This window comes from Paraclostridium bifermentans, from assembly GCF_964259345.1.
GTDB classification, from domain to species: Bacteria; Bacillota; Clostridia; order Peptostreptococcales; family Peptostreptococcaceae; genus Paraclostridium; species Paraclostridium bifermentans_B.
Genome location: NZ_CAXVJR010000001.1, coordinates 534,957 through 554,855, shown reverse-complemented (window position 1 = coordinate 554,855; position 19,899 = coordinate 534,957). Strand labels below are relative to the sequence as shown.

Here is a 19,899-nt window from a genome sequence, read left to right as displayed (position 1 = left end):
TAAAGAAAAGAGGAGAATTTAAATTCTCCTCTTTTTTTATTTAACTATTATATATTTTATGTAATTTAACACCTATAGATATTTTTTCGTAAAACTCTATATGTGATTTTTCTAAATTTAGTATAGATCTTACTTTGAAAATTCTATATCTTATAGTATTTTCATGTTGAAATAATTCTTTAGAAACTTTTTTGAAATCTCCATCATTACCAACAAAACTTATAAGGGTATCTAAAAGATAAGAATTATTTTCTTTATCGTAATTTAAAATTGGACCAATTATACTTGTATATAGCTCTTTGAACTCATCAAAATCTTTAAAACTCATAAGTGCAGAATATACACCTAAGGAATTATAATTAACAACTGTGTTATTAGATAAATTATAATAACGTGAAGATTGTAAAGCTTGATTTATAGCATTTTTACAATTAGTTATAGGTATAAAATTATTGCTAATACCTATAATGTAATTATTTACACTAGATTTTAACTGTGACACATAAAAATTTAATAAACTATCTAATTCATATTTACTTATATCGTTATAGGATAATAAAATTAATAGTCCATCTTTATAATCAATACATGCATTTTGTTTATTACGTGAAAAAATGTTTATTAAATTTTTATCAAATTTATAGTCTGAATCTGTAGAGTGACAATAAATTGCAGTTGTATATTTTAAAAAATAATAATTTATGTAATTTAACGTTGAGTGAACTTCGCTTAAAGATAAATTATTACTTAAAAGTGAAGATACTTTCATTTCTATTATAGTATTTCTTTGCTTTTCTAGAATTAAACTCATAATAGAATTCATTATATCTCCATAAGAAGTTGTGTAGTCTATAGTAACTATAGGAAAATTCATATCATTTCAAGCTTTTATAAGATTTTCAGTAAAGCTATCAATATATTCATTAGTTACACAAAAGCAAGCACATCCACAAGAGTTTATAAAATCTAAAGCATATAAAGCATAGTTTTCATCATCTTTGAATGGGAAAAAATTACTTACGAAAAAATCACCTTCCTTTAAAACAATTTTATCTCTATCTACTTGAATAGGACAATCAAAAACTGAAACTCTATTAATCACTCTATCAAGACCTTTAGAGCCTGCTAAAATCTTACTATTTTTAAAAATATCTAATTTTAGAGCCTCCCTAACAGTTATCCCCATGAAAACCCCTCCAATACTGTCTTTAAGATAATTTTAGCAGAAATTTTAAGATATTTGTTTAAATTGTAAAAAATATAAAAACTTAAATATAATATTATAAATTTTACAAACTAACTTTGTTAAAAAAATACTACAATTAAATTAAAGTAACAAATCAATCATAAGGGGGAATAATTGTGAAACTAGAAATTGGTAATTTTTATGTGAAAGACATAGTATTTGCTGATAAGACAAATTATGAAAATGGGGTTTTAAGCTTAAACAAAGAAGAACTTTTAAATTTTGTAAAGGAAGACGAAAGAATAACTGATGCAGACTTACAGATAGTAAAGCCTGGAGAAATGGTTAGATTATGCCCAGTCAAAGAAGCTATAGAGCCAAGAATTAAGGTAGGCAATAGAGCATTATTCCCAGGGTATACAGGAGATTTAGAAGCTTGTGGAAGTGGTAAGACACATGCATTAAAAGATTGTAGTTTATTAGTTGTAGGAAAGCATTGGGGTGGCTTTCAAGATGGATTAATAGATATGGGAGGAGAAGGTGCAAAATATACTTACTTCTCTAAATTGAAAAATATAGTATTAGTTGCCGATACTAATGAAGATTTTGAAAAAAATGAACAACAAAAGAAAAATGATGCATTAAGAGTTGCTGGACATAAACTAGCAGAACATATAGCACAGTGTGTAAAAGAGCTACAACCAGAGGAAATAGAAACTTATGAACTTGATGGAATTACAAAAAGAAGTGAAGATGTTAATAAACTTCCTAGTGTAGTATTTGTTATGCAATTACAATCACAAATGGAGGAAGATGGATATAATGATTTAACTTATGGATGGAATACAAACCACTTAGTACCAACACTAATGCATCCAAATGAAATACTAGATGGAGCTGTAGTATCAGGAAGTTTTATGCCATGTTCATCTAAGTGGTCAACTTATGATATGCAAAATGCACCAGTGATAAAAAGATTATATGAAGAACATGGAAAAAGTTTAAACTTTTTAGGAGTTATACTATCTAACTTGAACGTATCATTAGAGCAAAAAGAAAGATCAGCTATATATGTAGCACAAATAGCTAAAACATTAGGAGCAGATGGAGCAATAGTAGCGGAGGAAGGTTATGGTAATCCAGATGCAGACTTTGTAGGATGTATAGTTGCATTAGAAGATGTTGGAGTTAAAGTTGTTGGAATTACTAATGAATGTACAGGTAGAGATGGTAATTCACAACCTCTAGTTACATTAGATGAAAAATTAGATGCAGTAGTATCTTGTGGTAATGTTTCAGAACTTATAGAGTTACCACCAATGGAAAAAGTTATAGGAGAACTTAAGTCTTTAGCAAGAGATGGTTTATCAGGCGGATGGAGCAATGATGAAATATTAGGGCCTTCAGTAAGAGAAGATGGATCTATAATAATGGAAAATAATGCTATGTTCTGTGGAGATCAAGTATTAGGATGGTCAACTAAAACTATGAAGGAATTCTAATAAAAGGGGGAATATATTATGAAAAAAGCTATAGTATACCTAAATCAGTTCTTTGGACAAATAGGTGGAGAGGATAAAGCAGATTTTAAACCAGAAATAAGAGAAGGAGTTATAGGACCTTCAATGCAACTAGAAAAACTATTAGAGGACACTACTGTTACTCATACTATAATTTGTGGAGATAACTTTATGGGATCTAATACAGATGAGGCAATAGAAACTATAATGGGATTTTTAAAAGATAAAGAGTTTGATATATTCGTAGCAGGACCAGCTTTCCAAGCAGGTAGATATGGAGTTGCTTGTGGTCATATATGTAAAGCTGTAAAAGAAAAATTAAATAAGCCAGTAGTTACATCTATGCACATAGAAAACCCTGGGGTTGATATGTTTAAAAAAGATATGTACATATTAAAGGGTGGAAATAGTGCAGGTAAAATGAGACATGACCTAGCTGATATGGCTAAAATAGCTAATAAAATATTAAAAAATGAAGCTATATTAGATGCCCAAACAGAAGGTTATTTTGGAAGAGGAAGTAGACATCAAGTTTGGCTTGATGATAAAAAATTGGCAGCTGATAGAGCTGTTGAAATGATAGTTAAAAAATTAAATGGAGAAAAATACGAAACAGAATTACCAATACCTAAAATAGATAGAGTTCCTATAGCTCCAGCTGTTAAAGACCTGAGTAAAGCTACAATAGCACTAGTAAATACAGGGGGGATAGTTCCAGTAGATAATCCAGATAGAATACAATCAGCATCAGCAACTAGATGGGGAAGATATGATATCTCAAATACTGACGATTTAAAATGTGGAGTTTATAAAACTATACATGCAGGATTTGACCCAGCGGTAGCCGATGATGATCCAGATGTAATAACTCCAATAGATGCACTTAAAGCTTATGAAAAAGAAGGTATTATAGGCAAGTTGCATGATTACTTCTATACAACAGTTGGAACAGGAACAACTCAAGCTGAAGCAGCAAAAATGGCAAATGAGATGATACCATTCTTAAAAGAAGCTAATGTAGATGCTATAATAATGGTTTCTACATGAGGTACTTGTACACGTTGCGGTGCAACGATGGTAAAAGAATTTGAAAAAGCAGGTTTCCCAATAGTTCAAATGTGTAACTTAATACCTGTTGCTAAAACTGTAGGATCAAATAGAATAGTACCAACAGTATCTATTCCATACCCTATGGGAGATCCTTCAAAATCAAAAGAAGATCAATTTAAAATGAGATATAAAATGGTAGGAACAGCTTTAAAAGCTTTAGCTACTGATATAGACGAGCAGACTGTATTCAAAAACTAGTATTTATCTAATAAATAAAAATAAAAAACTAGGAGGATAAATATGAAGAATACAGCGAAAAAAGAAGATAATAGAGTCTTTTACATTTCGCTAGCTATAGTACTTCCCATGTGTTTGTGGGCAGTACTATCTAGTGAAACTTTTTCAAAGGCGGCAGATAAAACTTTAAGTTTTTTAACTAATGATTTTGGTTGGTTATATTTAATATCAATGTTACTGTTTGTAATATTTGCAATAGGATTAGCATTTAGTAAATATGGAAATATAAAACTAGGACCAGATGATTCTAAACCAGAGTACTCAACATCTTCATGGTTTGCCATGTTATTTGGAGCAGGTATGGGTATAGGATTAATATTTTGGGGAGTAGCAGAACCATTATCACATTTTGTTGAACCTAAAGGTAATATTGTTCCAGGAAGCATACAAGCTGCTGATTTTGCAATCGAATCATCATTTCTTCATTGGGGAATTCACCCTTGGGCAGGATACAGCATAATAGGATTGTCACTTGCGTATTTTCAATTTAGAAAAGGTAAATCAGGCTTAATAAGTTCTATACTAGAACCAGTATTAGGTAAAAGGATAGATGGATGGATGGGAATAGCAATAGATGTGCTTGCAGTATTTGCAACTATTGCAGGAATTGCCACATCTTTGGGACTTGGAACTATGCAAATAAATAGTGGTCTTAGTTATTTATTTAACATACCGAATAATGCAGTTACCCAAATAATTATAATCGCTATAACAACATTTGTATTTATAGCTACAGCTGTATCAGGAGTAGATAAAGGTATAAAAGCAGTATCAGATTTAAACTTGATTTTAGCGCTTATAGTTACAGTTGCGGCATTTTTAGTGGGACCTACACTAGAAATAATAAATAGTTTTACAAATTCACTAGGTAATTATGCTCAAGATATATTGTCTGATAGTTTAGCAATAGGAGCATATTCTGATAACACTTGGACTAACAAATGGACTGTGTTTTATTGGGCATGGTGGATAGCTTGGGCTCCATTTGTTGGAACTTTTATAGCCAGAATTTCAAGAGGAAGAACTATAAGAGAATTTATAGTAGGAGTTATGGGAGCGCCTGCATTAGCTTCATTTATCTTCTTTGCTATATTTGGAAATATGGGAATAAACTTAGCATGGGGAGAAGGCATGCCACTTGCAGAAATTCAAAATATAGCTTCTGATGTATCTATAGCATTCTTTGCGGTTATGAGTAACTATAATTTTGGATTTATTATATCCATAATAACTATAGTTTTACTTATAACATTCTTTATAACATCAGCAAACTCAGCGACATTTGTTTTAGGGATGTTTACATCTCAAGGAGATTTGAACCCAACTAATAAAAAGAAAATAATGCTAGGATTATTACAATCATTTTTAGCTGTAGTTTTATTACTTACAGGTGGATTAAATGCACTTCAAACTTCGTCTTTAGTTGCTGCATTTCCATTTATATTTATAATGATTTTAGCCGCTATATCCTTAGTGAAAGAACTTAAAAAAGAAAATATAGAAAAAGTAAATTCAAAAGAAAAAGCTAATTAAAATAAATAACAAATGACTATCTCAATTTGAGATAGTCATTTGTTATTTATTGAATTGTAAACTTATGTAACTTTTGAAAAGGTTTTATTGTGATAGAATTAGTATAAATATAATAATAATATAATAGGGTAGTAAAATTAAATATATTAACCAGGAGGTAAAAAATGTTAGTTTTAACTATTGATAGTGTGCCAGGTAAAAAAATAACTAAGGTTGTTGGGTTAGTTAAAGGAAGTACTATAAGAGCAAAACATATAGGAAAAGATATAGGTGCAGGGTTTAAACAACTAGTAGGTGGAGAATTAACAGGATATGATGAAATGATGTCAGAAGCTAGAAAGATAGCTATAGGTAGAATGGTAGAAGAGGCTGAAGCTAAAGGAGCTAATGCTATAATAGGATTTAGACTAACTTCAGCTGCGGTTATGCAAGGAGCAGCTGAAATGTTAGCTTATGGAACTGCTGTAGTTATAGACGATGTTGAATAATATAATGGCTACTATAGGTATTTTAATCCTGGTTATATACGGGATTTTGATAATAGGGAGTGTAGTACTTCTTATATTAAAAATTATAGAGAGAAATAAAGAAAAGAAAAAAGAAAATCTAGATAAATATGATGATTATTAAAAATTTTGAATAAAATAAAAAAGTATTGACAAAATAAAGGTAATAAGCATATTATTATAATTAATAGAATAAATTTAAAGCGTTGATGAGAAGAAGTAAAATTAATACAGTCTTACAGAGAATTCCCGGTTGGTGAGAGGGGTAAAGGTAAGTTAATTTGAATACGTCTCTAAGCTGCACTCCGAAAGATAACACCCAGTAGGCGGTTGCCGTATTTTGCACACGTTATAGTGCTAGAGTATCCCAAATAATTGGCGTACTTGAAGAGGTTGTTATCGTGAGGTAACGATAAATTAAGGTGGTAACACGTGAGTAATACTCTCGTCCTTTTATATAAGGACGGGAGTTTTTTTATTGTATTGGCGCCATATAATAATTAAAATACCATCCTTAAAGAATTGAAATATATTATAATTTTAAGGAGATTTAATTATGAAAAATATACAAGAACAAATAAAAATAATATCTAAAGGTGTAGATGAAATAATAGGACTAGAAGACCTTAAAAATAAATTAGAAAAATCAATAAAAGAAAACAAACCTTTAATTGTTAAATTAGGATTAGACCCTAGTGCTCCAGATATACATTTAGGTCATACTGTAGTTTTAAGAAAAATGAAACAGTTACAAGACTTAGGACATAAAGTAATAATTATTATAGGAGACTTTACGGGTAAGATAGGAGATCCTACTGGAAAATCTAAGGCTAGAAAAGCACTTAGTACAGAACAAGTTTTAGAAAATGCTAAGACATATGAAGAACAGATACTTAAGGTTTTAGATAAAGAAAAAACAGATATAGTTTTTAATAGCAGTTGGCTATCTAAGTTAAGTTTTGAAGAAGCTATAAAACTAGCTGCAACTACAACTGTTGCGAGAATGCTTGAAAGAGAAGATTTTAAGAAAAGATATGAAAGTCAAACGCCTATATCATTACATGAGTTTTTTTATCCTTTAATGCAAGGATTTGACTCTGTTGAGATAGAAGCTGATATAGAATTGGGAGGAACAGATCAAAGATTTAATGTTTTAATGGGAAGAGCTCTTCAAAAAGAGTTCAATCAAGATCCTCAAGTAACTATATTTATGCCGCTACTTGAAGGATTAGATGGAAAAGAAAAGATGAGCAAAAGTTTAGGTAATTACATTGGAATAGATGAAAAAGCAAATGTGATGTATGAAAAAGCTATGACAATTCCTGATGAATTAATAATAAAGTACTTTGAATTAGTTACAGATATACATCCTGATATAATAGATGATATAAAAAGAAATTTAGAAGAAAATAAAGTAAATCCTAGAGATGTTAAAATGGATTTAGCTAAAGAAATAGTAAGTCTTTACCATGGAGAGGAAGAATCAAAAAAAGCTCAAAATAGATTTAAAGAAGTTTTTCAACAAGGTCAAATACCAAGTGATATAAAAATCGTAGAAGTTTTAAAAGAAGAATTTAATTTAATTGATGAATTAGTAAAAAATAATTTAGTAAGTAGCAAAAGTGAGGTTAGAAGGCTTTTAACACAAGGTGGAATAAAAGTTAATAATGAAAGGTTAGTAGATATAAAAGAACTAGAGATTAATAAAGAGATGATAGTACAAGTAGGTAAGAAAAAGTTTATAAAATTAATTATAAAATAGAATAATATATAATTATCTTATATATGGAGCTGTATATTAAAACACAGCTCCATATACTAAATTAATTAATGTAAATTGTTTTTTTTATCATTAAACTCAGCTTGTCTATTTTTTATTATGTTTTTTACCTGATCTTCACTTAAATTTGTTTTAGCTAATATATCTGATATACCCATATTGCTATCAAGTAAAATTTTTACATGTTCAACAGCTTTTTCATAATCACCTTTTTTAAATGTGAAACTCATATAAACACATCCTTTCTAAATATAGATTTCCACAAAAAATATAACTTATAACTGTAAAATAATCACATAAATAATTAATTTTAATAAAGTTTGAAATTAAAATGATATGCATATATAATGATTTTAGAATGAAATTAAAATATAAAGGAAATATTAAATAATTTATATAATTTTAAGATAAAAACATGATATAATTAAAACTAATATAAAATTAAGTTACTTTGTAAAGGGAGTTTATAAAATGAGTAATATAAAGATACTATGTGATACAATGAATGATGTGCCAAATAACATAATGGAAAATTATGATATAGAGATACTTCCTACAACAATAATATTTGAAGGAAAAGAATATAAAGCTGGTGTAGATATAGATGGAGATGAGTTTTATAAATTATTAAGAAGTACAGAAAATATACCATCAACATCACAAATAACTTATGCTACATTTAAAGAAACTTTTGAAAAGTACATAAATGAAGGTAAAAAAGTATTATACTTAGCAGGTTCATCAGCAGCATCAGGAACATATCAATCAGCTATGATAGCTAGAAATGATGTCGATGGAGATGTTTATATATTTGATACATACAGCCTTTGTATAGGAGGAGGACTTTTAATTGGAGAAGCGGCACGTCTTGCGAGTGAAGGTCATGAAATAGAATATATAATAAGTGAACTTGAAAAATATAAAGAAAAGGTGCAAGTTTATTTCTCGGTTGATTCTCTTGATTATTTACATAAAGGTGGAAGAATATCTGGAACTAAGGCTGCAATAGGAACTTTACTTAATATAAAACCTATTCTAAAGATAGAAGATGGTTTAGTTAAGCAAAAAACTCAAGTAAGAGGAAGTAAGAAAATAGTTCCAGCATTAATAGAACAACTAAAATCAGAAATAGGTGAAGATTTTTCAGACAAAGATGTATATGTTGGGTATGGAGACGATTTAAAAGAACGTGATAGATTTGTTGAAAAAGTTAAAGAAGAATTAAAACCTAAAAATGTATATACATTCCAAATAGGAGCTTGTGTGGCTTGTCATTCAGGTCCTAGTGTTTTAGGAATAGCATGTTTAAATAAGCAATTATAATATATTTTATAAACAAAACCCCCCTCTAAGGTTAGAGGGGGTTTTTATTTGCAATTTTTTTGTATATATTTAATTGAACTTTTCATATCGTTAAATGTATTTTTAGGAATTATTAAGCGTTCTATTCCATTGTAAAAACCATAAACATCAAAAACTTTATCGATTTTTACTTGAATAATATTATCAAATACATCTACATAAATACACTTAGAATATTTACTAAATGATTTAAATATTAATAACTTAGTAGTAGTTAATCTAACTATTTTAAACCCATTAAGATATAAATTGCTATCTAAAAAATTCATAAAATCATCCATGTAATTACCTCCAAATGTAAGTATTGTCATAAAATTTATAAATTATAACTATTATGTATATAAATAAAAACTTAAAATACATAATTAAAATATTAAAATTACAAATAATATAAATAGAAAATAGTTAGAATATCTTACTTTTATTACTTGTATAAATTTTCATAGTGTAGTAAATTAGATGTGTCAATAAATGACAAAATTATACATATACATTTTAGGAGGCTTTAAACTATGAAGTTTAGTAAAGATAGATTTATATATGAATTTACTAGAAACCAAGCTACTCATGAAGAAATACATGAAAATATACTAGAAGGTATGAATGTTCATGGAGCGAATTTTATTATATTAATATGTGCAATACTTATAGCATCTGTAGGTCTTAATATGAATGCTACTGCAGTTATAATAGGAGCTATGCTTATATCTCCGCTTATGGGATCTATAATTGGGATAGGGTATGGAGTAGGTACTTATAATGTAAAACTATTAAGGGAAGCATTTAAAATATTAATATTATCAATAGGAATAAGTATAGTAACATCAACATTTTATTTTTCTATAACACCTATAACAACTGCAGGAAGTGAAATACTATCTAGAACTAGTCCTACTATATGGGATGTTATAATTGCATTTGTAGGTGGAATTGCAGGTATGGTTGGTATAACTCGTAATAAAACTAGTAATGTTATTCCAGGGGTTGCTATAGCCACTGCACTTATGCCACCTCTTTGTACTGCAGGATACGGTATAGCTACTAAACAGTATCATATATTTTTAGGAGCTGGATACTTATTTTTTATAAATTGTTTTTTTATAACTATATCAACATTTATAGTTACTAAAGCCCTAAATCTACCAACTAGAACAAATTTAGATGATGAAAAGCAAAAAAGTGTTAAAAAGTTTATAATTATTACATCTATAATAGTTATAATACCTAGTATGTTTTCTGCTGTTAATATGATAAAAGATACAATAAATCAAGCGAATTTAGACTCTTTTATTAAGCAAGAATTAAACAATCAATATGTACTGAGTAAAACTATAGATGAAAATAATGATACTATAACGTTGGCTGTTGTTGGAAATAAGATAACAAGTAGTGAATTAAATGAGTTACAACAAAATCTTAGCAATTATGGTTTTAGTGATAAGCGCTTAATTATTCAGCAAGATGAAAGTAGTATTTCTGATATAGAAAAATACATAAATGAATTAAAAAATAATAGTAGTGATTTTATAACAAATAGTAATATATCAAAAAACTCAAAAGATAAAAATGAAAATAAAATAGAGGTATCGGATATAGCTAGTGAACTTAAGGTTATATATCCTAAGATAAAAGATGTTTATGCAGGATATATAAGTGGAGAAGAAGATGCAAATAAAGAAATACCTGTACTTATATTATATAGTAATGATGAAACTTTAAATGATAAATTAGAAACAATAGAAAATTGGTTTAAAGCTAGAATGAATGCTGAAGAAGTAAAGGTATATATACAAAAATCACCAGTAGAAGAAGAAATTAAAACAGATAATGAATATCAGAGAGAATTAAAACAAGAAGAATTAAATAGATAGATATAAATGTAAAAACATGTTATATTTAAAGGGGAATGTAATTAGGAGGGATTAACTTGGGGAAAGATAATCAAACTTTAATGGAACCATTATTGAAAAATGGAAGTGTGTATAAGTTAAAATGCGAAAATTGTAAATCAATTTCAATACAAATAACAGAAGCTAACAAGCCAGATTGCATATGTCTAGACTGTGGAGGCAAATGTAGTGCATTAAAATTAAGATAATTATAAAAAAAGGGTTATTTAGAAACAAAAATAATATTGTTTTAAATAACCCTTTTGTAGTGTATTAAAAAATAATAAACAAGACTACACATATTAATATTATATAGAAAAATTACTTTATATATGGAGGAATATATGAACAAAACTATAGGAGTGTTAGCTCATGTAGATGCAGGGAAAACAACGTTTTGTGAGCAGATACTATACCATACAAACACAATAAGAAATAGAGGCAGAGTTGATAATAAGGATGCTTTTTTAGACAATCATGAAATAGAAAAACAAAGAGGAATAACTGTATTCTCAGAACAAGGTAAATTTATATACAATAACTCAAATTATACTTTGATAGATACACCAGGACATATAGATTTTTCTCCAGATATGGAAAGAATGATAAGCATACTGGATTATGCTGTTATAGTTGTTAGTGCTGTTGAAATGATACAGTCACATACAAAAACAGTATTTAGACTTCTTAAAAAATATAATATCCCTATATTTTTCTTTATAAACAAGATAGATAGAGTTGGTGCAAATATAGATTTGTTAATGGAAAACATAAAACTAGAATTATCAAAGGATACTGTAGATATAAGTGAAAAATTTTTTATAGAAAAGAATAAATGTATCTTAAAAGAAGAACTAGTAGAGTTTTTAGCTGAAAGAGATGATGTATTATTTGAAAAATATTTAAATGATGAATATGAGAATAATTTATGGTTAGAAAGTTTAATAGAAGGAGTTAGAAGTTGTAAAATCTATCCTATATTTAAAGGATCTTCACTTTATGATATAGGAATTGCAGATTTTTTAGAAAAATTAGATCACTTAACATATACGAATTACAAGTCAGATGAAAAATTTTTAGGCAAAGTTTACAAAGTTAAGTATGATGAAAATAAGACCAAAGTAACTTATATAAAAGCTCTTAGAGGAAAGTTAAAGATAAAAGATGAAATTACATATATGACAAAAGATGAAGTTATCACAGAAAAAATTAATAATATAAGAATTTATAATTCTAATAAATTTGAAAATACAAATGAAGTGGAAGCTGGTCAAGTTTTTGCAGTTACTGGACTAAGTAAAATTAAAGCTACAGACTACTTAATTGATAACAATAGTAGTGTTGAAAGACTAAAAAAAGAATACAATAAAAGTCAAACTATTGAATTAGTACCAACATTGAAATCTAAAGTTTTATTTGATGAAAAATTAAATATAAAAGAAGTTCTAAATATATTTAATATATTAAATGATGAAGAACCAGCGTTGAATGTATTGTGGGATGAAAATTTAAAAGAAATTCATATTCATGTTATGGGGAAAATACAATTAGAGGTATTAAAAGATGTATTAAAAAATAGATTTAACTTGGATGTAGACTTTGGTAAGTGTGAAATATTATATAAGGAAACAATAAAATCAAAAACAATAGGATACGGACACTTTGAACCATTAGGTCATTATGCAGAAGTACATTTGCTTATAGAACCATCAAGTAGAAACTTAGGTATTAGTTTTAATAGTAAAGCTCATGTAGATGATTTAAGTTTAGGAAATCAAAATTTAGTAAAAACACATATATTTGAAAAAGAACACAGGGGTATATTAGGCGGATTCCCTCTAACGGATATAAACATAACACTTCTTACAGGACGATCACATACTAAGCATACTAGTGGAGGTGATTTTAGACAAGCAACACTCAGAGCTTTAAGACAAGGATTAGAGCAAGTTGAAAATATATTACTAGAACCATATTATAAGTTTAAAATAAAAATAAGCAATGATTATATAGAAAGAGTACTATCAGATATACAAAAAATGAACGGAGAGTTTCAGGAACCTATTATAAATGAAAAAGAATGTATTGTAGAAGGAAGAGGGCCGGTATCTACATTTATGGATTATCCTTTAGAGATTACTAGTTATAGTAAAGGTAGTGGACATATAACCTTAATATTTGATGGGTATGATATTTGTCATAATAGCAGTGAAGTTTTAGAAAATAAAAAATATGATAAAAACAGCGATAAAGAGTATACTTCAAATTCTATATTTTGTTCAAAAGGAGAAAGCTATACAGTGAAAAGTGAGAATGCACAATCATATATGCATTGTTTAAAATAATAAAAATTTTCATGACAAATTATAACAAAATAAAACTGACAATTTAGAAAATAAAAATAAATAAAATATAATTATAAAAATATTGACAAAAAATTATAAAAGTGTAATAATGGTAAAAAATAGAAATTGCTTTAACTTAGTACAGAGAGACTAAAAAGATACCTATGCACATAAATTGATAATTTAGAAAATAGTTGTATCCTTTTATCTTGATTGATAAGAGGATTTTTTATTGCAATTTTATAGGTTAAAGGGAAAGTTAATTTTTATAAGTTTAATGATTGACACAGGGAGGAAACAACATGAAATTTAAAAAATTAGTAGCTTTAGCAACAGCAACAATATTATCGACATCTTTATTAGTAGGATGTTCAAGTTCGGCAGATGAAAATGATGGTAAATTAAAAGTAGCTATGGTAACAGATGTAGCAGGAGTTAATGACCAATCATTTAATCAAAGTGCATGGGAAGGACTTCAAAAAGCAGAAAAAGATCTTGGAGTAGAAGCAAGTTACTTAGAGTCAAAACAAGAGTCGGATTATTCAGCAAATATAGAGAGTTTAGTAGATCAAGATACAGATTTAATAATAGGTGTTGGGATGAAGCTTGCACCAGCTGTAAAGGAAGCTTCAAAAATGTATCCAGATCAAAAATTTGTAATAGTAGAAGATTCTTGGGAAGGGTTACCTAAAAATGTAGAATCTATATTATTTAATGCTCAAGAAGCATCTTATTTATCAGGATTAGTAGCAGGAAAAATGACTAAGACTAACAAAGTTGGATTTATAGGAGGTATGCAAATACCAGTTATAGAAACATTCCAGTACGGATATATGGCAGGTGTTAAAGCTGCAAATAAAGATGCAGATATACAAGTTCAATATGCTAACTCATTTACAGATCAAGCTAAAGGAAAAGCTATAGCTAATCAAATGTATTCAACTGGAGTTGACACTATATTCACAGCAGGTGGAGATGTTGGAACAGGAGCTATAGAATCTGCAAAAGAGCAAAATAAATATGCAATAGGTGTTGATAGAGATCAAAACTATTTAGCTCCAGATAATGTTATAACTTCAGCTGTAAAAAGAGTTGATGTTGGTGTATATAATACTGTTAAGAACTTAGTAGATGGAAAGTTTGCAGGCGGAGAAACAGTAGTATATGGATTAAAAGATAAAGGGGTTGCAATAGCAGAAACTACTAGCAAAAATGTTCCTAAAGATGTAATTGATTTTGTAAATCAACAAGAGGAAAAAATTCAAAATGGAGAATTAAAAGTTCCGGCAACTAAAGCAGAGTATGACGCAATGAATAAATAAAAAATAAAAAACACATTGAACTAACATTTAGTTCAATGTGTTTTTTTATGTATATAGTAGTAAATTGATTGTGAAAATTTGTGACTGTTTAACATTAAAATAATTGAATAATATATGATTTATTGATATATTAGAATACAGCGCAAAAAGTTAATAGCAACAGGAGGCAGAAATGATAGATATAACAGATTTAAGATTTGATTTCAATGAGCAAGGTGAATCTAAAAAGGTTGATTTTGCAGAGTTGTGTCACATAACAGAAGAACTTTTATGGTATTGTGAAGAAAGTAATACCATAGTATTTGGATTTGAAGATGATAGTGAATATAGGCTAAGTATAGATGAGGATACAGAATATGAAGATATACAAGAATTTTTTGATAATATAGGAGAAGATCAATGTATATCGGATAGTATAAGTATAAAATTATTAAACCGTAGGGATTAGTAAATAACAGTTAGTAAATAAAAAAATTCAAAAATATAAAAAATATTTTTAAAAAAGGTATACATATTTAAAATAAGTGATATAATAAATAGTGTAGTGACTAAGAGTTACTAATATAAAATAAAATGGAGCAAAAGCTTCATGTAGGTATTTAGGAGAACATTTCAATGACTAATGGAATAGTAAAATGGTTTAACAGTGAAAAAGGATTTGGATTCATATCAGTAGAAGGTGGAGATGATGTATTCGCTCATTTCTCAGCTATACAAAGAGACGGATTCAAAACTTTAGAAGAAGGTCAAAAAGTAAGTTTTAATATAGTTGAAGGTGCTAGAGGACCTCAAGCAGAAAACATAACTATATTATAATTATAGATTGTCTTTAATGAGACTTCCAATTTATGGAAGTCTTTTTTTATGTCAAAATTCAAGTTTAAATATAATGATATGTAATTTAAAGATAGTATTTGTATTAATAAAAATTAACAAATTTGATAAGATTTAATGTATAATTATTATAAAGGTTAAATTTCTAAATATTATGAATATAAATAGTATTTGAAAAGTAATAAAGGGGGATGATTTATGGTTTTATTTAATCCAGTAGTAATTTCTATTGCTGTGATGATAATTCTTTGTTTATTTAAATTCAATGTATTATTATCAATACTTGTAGCAGCAATAGTTGCAGGGGTATGTTCAGGAATTCCAATAGGCGATACTATGAGCATTTTAGTTTCAGGAATGGGAGGAAATGCTGAAACAGCATTAAGTTATATTTTACTTGGGGCTTTGGCTGTAGCAGTAAGTAAAACAGGACTTGCATCAATTTTAGCAAAAAAAATATCTAATATAGTTAAAGGAAAAAAAATAACTCTAGTCTTATTAATAGCATTCATATCATGTTTTTCACAAAATCTTATCCCAGTACATATAGCATTTATACCAATACTAATTCCATCACTTTTAGGACTTATGAATAAATTGAAAATTGATAGGAGAGCAGTTGCATGTGCTCTAACATTTGGACTTAAAACTCCATATATTGCAATTCCGGTTGGATTTGGTCTAATATTCCAAAATATAATAAGAGATCAAATGATAGCTAATGGAATAAACACTACTACTAGTGATGTGACTAGTGTTATGTGGATACCAGCAATAGGAATGTTATTAGGATTGATGGTAGCTGTATTTATAACATATAGAAAACCAAGAAATTATAAAGATGTAGAAATAGAAGGCGTTTCAAAAGAAGAAATAGATGAAAAAATGACTAGAAAACATTGGTGTGCACTTTTAGGAGCAATAACTGCATTTGTAGTTCAAATAATTACAGGATCACTTCCTCTTGGGGGATTATTAGCTATAATAGTATTATTTGTAACAGGTGCAATTAAATTTAATGAAATAGATGACTTAGTAGATGGCGGAGTAAAGATGATGGGGCTTATAGGATTTATAATGCTCGTAGCAGCTGGATATGGTAGTGTACTAAGAGAAACAGGAGCAGTAGAAGGCTTAGTTACATCAGTTACAGGAATTGTTGGAGATAGCAAGTTAATAGGAGCTACGCTTATGTTATTAGTTGGCTTATTAGTTACTATGGGAATAGGAAGTTCATTTGGAACACTTCCTATAATAGCTGCAATATATTGTCCTTTAGGTATCAGTTTAGGCTTTAGCCCAGCTGCTATAATATTATTAGTAGGAGTTGCAGGTGCACTTGGAGATGCAGGGTCTCCAGCATCAGATAGTACACTAGGACCAACTGCTGGACTAAATGCAGATAAGCAACATGATCATATCTGGGATACTTGTGTTCCTACTTTTATACATTATAATATACCTTTGTTAATATTTGGTATACTAGGTGCGATGATATTATAAATTTAGATTTATATAAAAAAGGTTGTTTCAATTTTTGAAACAACCTTTTTTTATGTCTTAAGGGACAATATTGTTTTTATATTAAAAAATGAATAAAAGTTCTAAAAAAGTAAAAAATAACATTACACAAAATATACTATTATTAAAATAAAGAAAAGTTGAAAAATTTGTATAGTATAGAATAATAATAAAATTTAGAGATAAAACATAATTTAAAATTTAAAAAAAATAGGGAATTTTGTAAAAATATGTGGTATAATCGATTTATCTAAAATAAGGAAGGTGAATAATATGAACAAAAAATTACCTAAAGAAGCTTATGGAGGAGTGTCTGGAAAAGATTATGTTCCTTACATAACTGATAAGTCTAAAACAGGTGCAAACGTTATTGTATTGATTATAGGTATTATTTTAGCAACTATATTTGCAGCCTCTACTGCATACTCAGGTATGAAAGCAGGACTTACAGTTGCAGCAGGGATACCAGGATCAATAATAGGTTCAGCATTCATAGCAGCATTAGCTAAAGAAAAAGGTATTCTTGGTAAAAATATAGTACAAGGTATGGCAAGTGGTGGAGAATCAGTTGCTAGTGGTATGATATTTGTATTACCAGCGATATTACTAATTGGTAGTCAGGTAACATTTTTAGAAGGTTTAGGTGTAGGAGTTGCAGGAGTTTTATTTGGAATAGGTATTTCTGCATTAGTTCATAATTATTTAATAATCGAAGAGCATGGTAAACTTATGTACCCAGAGTCGATGGCTATATGTGAAACACTTGTAGCATCAGATGCAGGTGGAGACTCAATGAAGTATATGGGTATAGGATTTGGAATAAGTGGAATTATTACAGTATTAACAAGTTCATTTTTAAATATTACAAACAATGTAATAAGTTTTGTAGGAGAAAAGTTTTATAAGTACAAATTTGAAGTTGAAGTAAATCCCCTTCTTTTAGGTATTGGATTTATAGTAGGACTTGAAGTATCTTTAACAATGTTTGCAGGATCTATATTAGCTAACTTTGGTATAATGCCTTTAATATCGTACTTCACAGAGATGGCGGGAGAAGGAGCTAAAGTATGGAATGATCCTACTATGGCTATAAGCCAAATGGGTGTAAATGAAATAGCAGGTAACTATGTTAAGTATATAGGAGCAGGAATGATGCTTTGTGGAGGTATAATAGGAGCAGTTAAACTTATACCTACAATAATCGCATCTGTTAAAGAAACTATGAATGCAAAATCAGCAGCAAGTGGTGATGGAGAAAACTCATCTATACAAACTCTAATATTAATAGGTGGAGTTATAATTGCTGCAGCATCTGCATTCTTTATATCAGGAAGCATAACTATGGCAATAATAGGAGCTATAGTATCATTATTCCTAGCAGCATTATTCGTTATAGTTGCAGGACGTTTAACAGGAACAATAGGTACATCAAATTTACCAGTATCAGGAATGACAATAGCATCATTAGTTATAGTAACATTAGTATTTGTTATAATGGGATGGACAAGTCCAGAGGACAATAAATCACTATTATTATTTGGTACATTTATAGTTGTTGCTATAGCTATAGCTGGAGGTTACAACCAATCTCAAAAGGTAACTTATATAATGGGTGGAAGTAAAAATGAGATGCAAAAATATTTTGCAATAGCAGGTATAGTAGGAGTTGTAGTTGTTGTTGGAACGATACTATTACTTTCTAATCAACTTGTAATTACAGGAGATAATCCTCCATTTGCATTACCACAAGCTAACTTAATGTCAACATTAACTTCTGGTATAATGTCAGGACAGTTACCATGGGTTATGATAATCGTAGGAGTATTTATGGCGATAGTATTATATTTCTTAGGATTACCAATAATGACAGTTGCAATAGGATTCTATTTACCAATAGCAACGACTTCAATAATACTAGTTGGAGCACTAATCCGTGTGTTTATTGAAAAAACAGCTAAAGGTGAAAAAGAAAAAGAAGCCAAAGTTGCAAATGGTATAAGTTTATCATCAGGACTTGTAGCAGGAGGTTCTATAATAGGGCTAATAGGTATAATATTACAAGTTACAGGTGTAATTAAATCAGCAGGACCACAAGGATTTGCAGCAGGAAATATGATGGCTATAATCTTATTAGTTGCCCTTGTTATATTCACAACATTACCTATCATTTCGTCAAAGGTAAAAAATAATGAAAACTAATGAAGATATTTTAAATATAATATTTAAAAAAGCTGATAATATAGAATTTGAAGTAAATGAAGATGGCATAGTTACTATACTTGAAAAGCAAGATCATAAAATACAAAAGTTTTTTAGAAAGTTAAAATTTAAAATACCTAAGTATAAAAAAGTTGAACTTGATAAGTATGGTAGTTATATATTTTTACAAATAGATGGAAGTAACTCTATAGAAGAAATAGGTAAAATACTAGAAGAAAAATATGGAGAAGAATCACATCCATTATATGAACGATTGCTTCTATTTTTAAACCATATAGAAGTAAACTGTAAATATATTGAAAAAATATAAAATAATTTAGAGTTAGTCGAAATGACTAACTCTATTTTTATATTTCAAAAAATAAGTTGAAATTAGAGAAAATACGACAAAATTTACCATTTAATGAAATGATATTTAAAAAATAATCAAATAACTAAAATTTGATTTAAATAAGAAAGTTTGAAAAAAAATTAAAATTGCGAAAAAAGTTAGATTTCGTAATAATGTGTTATAATGAATGTAATTTAATAAAG

Annotated in this window: 20 protein-coding genes and 1 other annotated feature; of the genes, 16 read left to right on the top strand and 4 right to left on the bottom strand. The window is 28.4% G+C overall.

Translation table 11 applies throughout. The features are described from left to right. Window positions 1–40: 40 nt before the first annotated feature. Both ACEXNK_RS02840 and ACEXNK_RS02835 read right to left on the bottom strand, forming a co-directional pair. A complete protein-coding gene (locus tag ACEXNK_RS02840; RefSeq protein ID WP_373599737.1) occupies window positions 41–874 on the bottom strand; it encodes a helix-turn-helix domain-containing protein in 834 nt (277 codons plus the stop codon). 6 nt (window positions 875–880) lie between these two features. Beyond that, window positions 881–1,186 (bottom strand): PucR family transcriptional regulator ligand-binding domain-containing protein, encoded by a 306-nt coding sequence (locus ACEXNK_RS02835; protein WP_373599738.1) that lies wholly within the window; start codon window positions 1,184–1,186, stop codon window positions 881–883. A 176-nt stretch (window positions 1,187–1,362) separates the two neighbouring features. On the opposite strand from ACEXNK_RS02835, the gene ACEXNK_RS02830 reads away from it, so the two are divergent. The 6 genes from ACEXNK_RS02830 (at window position 1,363) to tyrS (ending at window position 7,854) form a co-directional block, all read left to right on the top strand. Continuing rightward, complete coding sequence (locus tag ACEXNK_RS02830; protein ID WP_373599739.1) at window positions 1,363–2,688, top strand: glycine/sarcosine/betaine reductase component B subunit; 1,326 nt, start codon at window positions 1,363–1,365, stop codon at window positions 2,686–2,688. Between the two features lie 18 nt (window positions 2,689–2,706). Then, window positions 2,707–4,014, top strand: coding sequence for a betaine reductase selenoprotein B (gene grdH / locus ACEXNK_RS02825; protein ID WP_373599740.1), 1,308 nt, complete (start codon window positions 2,707–2,709; stop codon window positions 4,012–4,014). A 42-nt stretch (window positions 4,015–4,056) separates the two neighbouring features. After that, window positions 4,057–5,586: a glycine betaine uptake BCCT transporter gene (locus ACEXNK_RS02820; protein ID WP_373599741.1), complete on the top strand. Its 1,530-nt coding sequence runs from the start codon at window positions 4,057–4,059 to the stop codon at window positions 5,584–5,586. 164 nt (window positions 5,587–5,750) lie between these two features. Then, a complete protein-coding gene (locus ACEXNK_RS02815; protein ID WP_373599742.1) occupies window positions 5,751–6,074 on the top strand; it encodes a YbjQ family protein in 324 nt (107 codons plus the stop codon). Continuing rightward, window positions 6,064–6,216 (top strand): hypothetical protein, encoded by a 153-nt coding sequence (locus tag ACEXNK_RS02810; RefSeq protein WP_373601541.1) that lies wholly within the window; start codon window positions 6,064–6,066, stop codon window positions 6,214–6,216. The genes ACEXNK_RS02815 and ACEXNK_RS02810 overlap by 11 nt, the downstream gene beginning before the upstream one ends. A 73-nt stretch (window positions 6,217–6,289) precedes the next feature. Further along, window positions 6,290–6,548: a binding site (T-box leader), on the top strand. 100 nt (window positions 6,549–6,648) lie between these two features. Continuing rightward, entirely contained in the window at window positions 6,649–7,854 is a 1,206-nt protein-coding gene (gene tyrS, locus ACEXNK_RS02805; RefSeq protein ID WP_373599744.1) for a tyrosine--tRNA ligase, read from the top strand. A 65-nt stretch (window positions 7,855–7,919) separates the two neighbouring features. On the opposite strand, the gene ACEXNK_RS02800 is transcribed toward tyrS, so the two are convergent. After that, window positions 7,920–8,102 (bottom strand): hypothetical protein, encoded by a 183-nt coding sequence (locus ACEXNK_RS02800; protein WP_373599745.1) that lies wholly within the window; start codon window positions 8,100–8,102, stop codon window positions 7,920–7,922. Window positions 8,103–8,343: 241 nt separating this feature from the next. Between ACEXNK_RS02800 and ACEXNK_RS02795 the strand changes: the two genes are divergently transcribed. Beyond that, the gene (locus tag ACEXNK_RS02795; RefSeq protein ID WP_373599746.1) at window positions 8,344–9,195 is read left to right on the top strand and encodes a DegV family protein; all 852 of its coding nucleotides are present in this window, start codon (window positions 8,344–8,346) and stop codon (window positions 9,193–9,195) included. A gap of 44 nt (window positions 9,196–9,239) precedes the next feature. On the opposite strand, the gene ACEXNK_RS02790 is transcribed toward ACEXNK_RS02795, so the two are convergent. Next, window positions 9,240–9,515, bottom strand: a complete 276-nt coding sequence (locus ACEXNK_RS02790; RefSeq protein WP_373599747.1) for a hypothetical protein — start codon at window positions 9,513–9,515, stop codon at window positions 9,240–9,242. Window positions 9,516–9,746: 231 nt separating this feature from the next. Here ACEXNK_RS02790 and ACEXNK_RS02785 point away from each other — a divergent pair, with 231 nt between their 5' ends. The 9 genes from ACEXNK_RS02785 (at window position 9,747) to ACEXNK_RS02745 (ending at window position 19,675) form a co-directional block, all read left to right on the top strand. Beyond that, on the top strand, window positions 9,747–11,105 hold the full coding sequence (locus tag ACEXNK_RS02785) for a DUF389 domain-containing protein (RefSeq protein WP_373599748.1): 1,359 nt from the start codon (window positions 9,747–9,749) through the stop codon (window positions 11,103–11,105). 56 nt (window positions 11,106–11,161) lie between these two features. Further along, the gene (locus ACEXNK_RS02780) at window positions 11,162–11,332 is read left to right on the top strand and encodes a hypothetical protein (protein WP_373599749.1); all 171 of its coding nucleotides are present in this window, start codon (window positions 11,162–11,164) and stop codon (window positions 11,330–11,332) included. A gap of 135 nt (window positions 11,333–11,467) precedes the next feature. Next, window positions 11,468–13,468 (top strand): GTP-binding protein, encoded by a 2,001-nt coding sequence (locus tag ACEXNK_RS02775; protein ID WP_373599750.1) that lies wholly within the window; start codon window positions 11,468–11,470, stop codon window positions 13,466–13,468. 302 nt (window positions 13,469–13,770) lie between these two features. Beyond that, complete coding sequence (locus tag ACEXNK_RS02770; RefSeq protein ID WP_373599751.1) at window positions 13,771–14,790, top strand: BMP family lipoprotein; 1,020 nt, start codon at window positions 13,771–13,773, stop codon at window positions 14,788–14,790. A 172-nt stretch (window positions 14,791–14,962) separates the two neighbouring features. Next, window positions 14,963–15,238: a hypothetical protein gene (locus tag ACEXNK_RS02765; RefSeq protein WP_373599752.1), complete on the top strand. Its 276-nt coding sequence runs from the start codon at window positions 14,963–14,965 to the stop codon at window positions 15,236–15,238. Window positions 15,239–15,405: 167 nt separating this feature from the next. Then, window positions 15,406–15,606, top strand: coding sequence for a cold-shock protein (locus tag ACEXNK_RS02760; RefSeq protein ID WP_021431086.1), 201 nt, complete (start codon window positions 15,406–15,408; stop codon window positions 15,604–15,606). Between the two features lie 216 nt (window positions 15,607–15,822). After that, window positions 15,823–17,127: a Na+/H+ antiporter family protein gene (locus tag ACEXNK_RS02755; RefSeq protein WP_373599753.1), complete on the top strand. Its 1,305-nt coding sequence runs from the start codon at window positions 15,823–15,825 to the stop codon at window positions 17,125–17,127. A 291-nt stretch (window positions 17,128–17,418) separates the two neighbouring features. Then, entirely contained in the window at window positions 17,419–19,344 is a 1,926-nt protein-coding gene (locus ACEXNK_RS02750; protein WP_373599754.1) for an OPT family oligopeptide transporter, read from the top strand. Then, window positions 19,334–19,675 carry a PqqD family protein gene (locus ACEXNK_RS02745; RefSeq protein WP_373599755.1) on the top strand — a complete coding sequence of 114 codons (342 nt, stop codon included), beginning with the start codon at window positions 19,334–19,336 and terminating at the stop codon, window positions 19,673–19,675. Before ACEXNK_RS02750 ends, ACEXNK_RS02745 begins: the two co-directional genes overlap by 11 nt. Window positions 19,676–19,899: the final 224 nt, after the last annotated feature.

What these genes read in the sequence shown, in the direction of transcription:
- ACEXNK_RS02835 (WP_373599738.1), bottom strand. Translation starts at nt 1,186, where the DNA reads ATGGGGATAACTGTTAGGGAGGCTCTAAAATTAGATATTTTTAAAAAT.
- ACEXNK_RS02760 (WP_021431086.1), top strand. Translation starts at nt 15,406, where the DNA reads ATGACTAATGGAATAGTAAAATGGTTTAACAGTGAAAAAGGATTTGGA.
- ACEXNK_RS02820 (WP_373599741.1), top strand. Translation starts at nt 4,057, where the DNA reads ATGAAGAATACAGCGAAAAAAGAAGATAATAGAGTCTTTTACATTTCG.
- ACEXNK_RS02765 (WP_373599752.1), top strand. Translation starts at nt 14,963, where the DNA reads ATGATAGATATAACAGATTTAAGATTTGATTTCAATGAGCAAGGTGAA.
- ACEXNK_RS02795 (WP_373599746.1), top strand. Translation starts at nt 8,344, where the DNA reads ATGAGTAATATAAAGATACTATGTGATACAATGAATGATGTGCCAAAT.
- ACEXNK_RS02785 (WP_373599748.1), top strand. Translation starts at nt 9,747, where the DNA reads ATGAAGTTTAGTAAAGATAGATTTATATATGAATTTACTAGAAACCAA.
- ACEXNK_RS02770 (WP_373599751.1), top strand. Translation starts at nt 13,771, where the DNA reads ATGAAATTTAAAAAATTAGTAGCTTTAGCAACAGCAACAATATTATCG.
- ACEXNK_RS02840 (WP_373599737.1), bottom strand. Translation starts at nt 874, where the DNA reads ATGAATTTTCCTATAGTTACTATAGACTACACAACTTCTTATGGAGAT.
- ACEXNK_RS02775 (WP_373599750.1), top strand. Translation starts at nt 11,468, where the DNA reads ATGAACAAAACTATAGGAGTGTTAGCTCATGTAGATGCAGGGAAAACA.
- ACEXNK_RS02815 (WP_373599742.1), top strand. Translation starts at nt 5,751, where the DNA reads ATGTTAGTTTTAACTATTGATAGTGTGCCAGGTAAAAAAATAACTAAG.
- ACEXNK_RS02810 (WP_373601541.1), top strand. Translation starts at nt 6,064, where the DNA reads ATGTTGAATAATATAATGGCTACTATAGGTATTTTAATCCTGGTTATA.
- ACEXNK_RS02790 (WP_373599747.1), bottom strand. Translation starts at nt 9,515, where the DNA reads ATGGATGATTTTATGAATTTTTTAGATAGCAATTTATATCTTAATGGG.
- ACEXNK_RS02750 (WP_373599754.1), top strand. Translation starts at nt 17,419, where the DNA reads ATGAACAAAAAATTACCTAAAGAAGCTTATGGAGGAGTGTCTGGAAAA.
- tyrS (WP_373599744.1), top strand. Translation starts at nt 6,649, where the DNA reads ATGAAAAATATACAAGAACAAATAAAAATAATATCTAAAGGTGTAGAT.
- ACEXNK_RS02755 (WP_373599753.1), top strand. Translation starts at nt 15,823, where the DNA reads ATGGTTTTATTTAATCCAGTAGTAATTTCTATTGCTGTGATGATAATT.
- ACEXNK_RS02745 (WP_373599755.1), top strand. Translation starts at nt 19,334, where the DNA reads ATGAAAACTAATGAAGATATTTTAAATATAATATTTAAAAAAGCTGAT.
- ACEXNK_RS02800 (WP_373599745.1), bottom strand. Translation starts at nt 8,102, where the DNA reads ATGAGTTTCACATTTAAAAAAGGTGATTATGAAAAAGCTGTTGAACAT.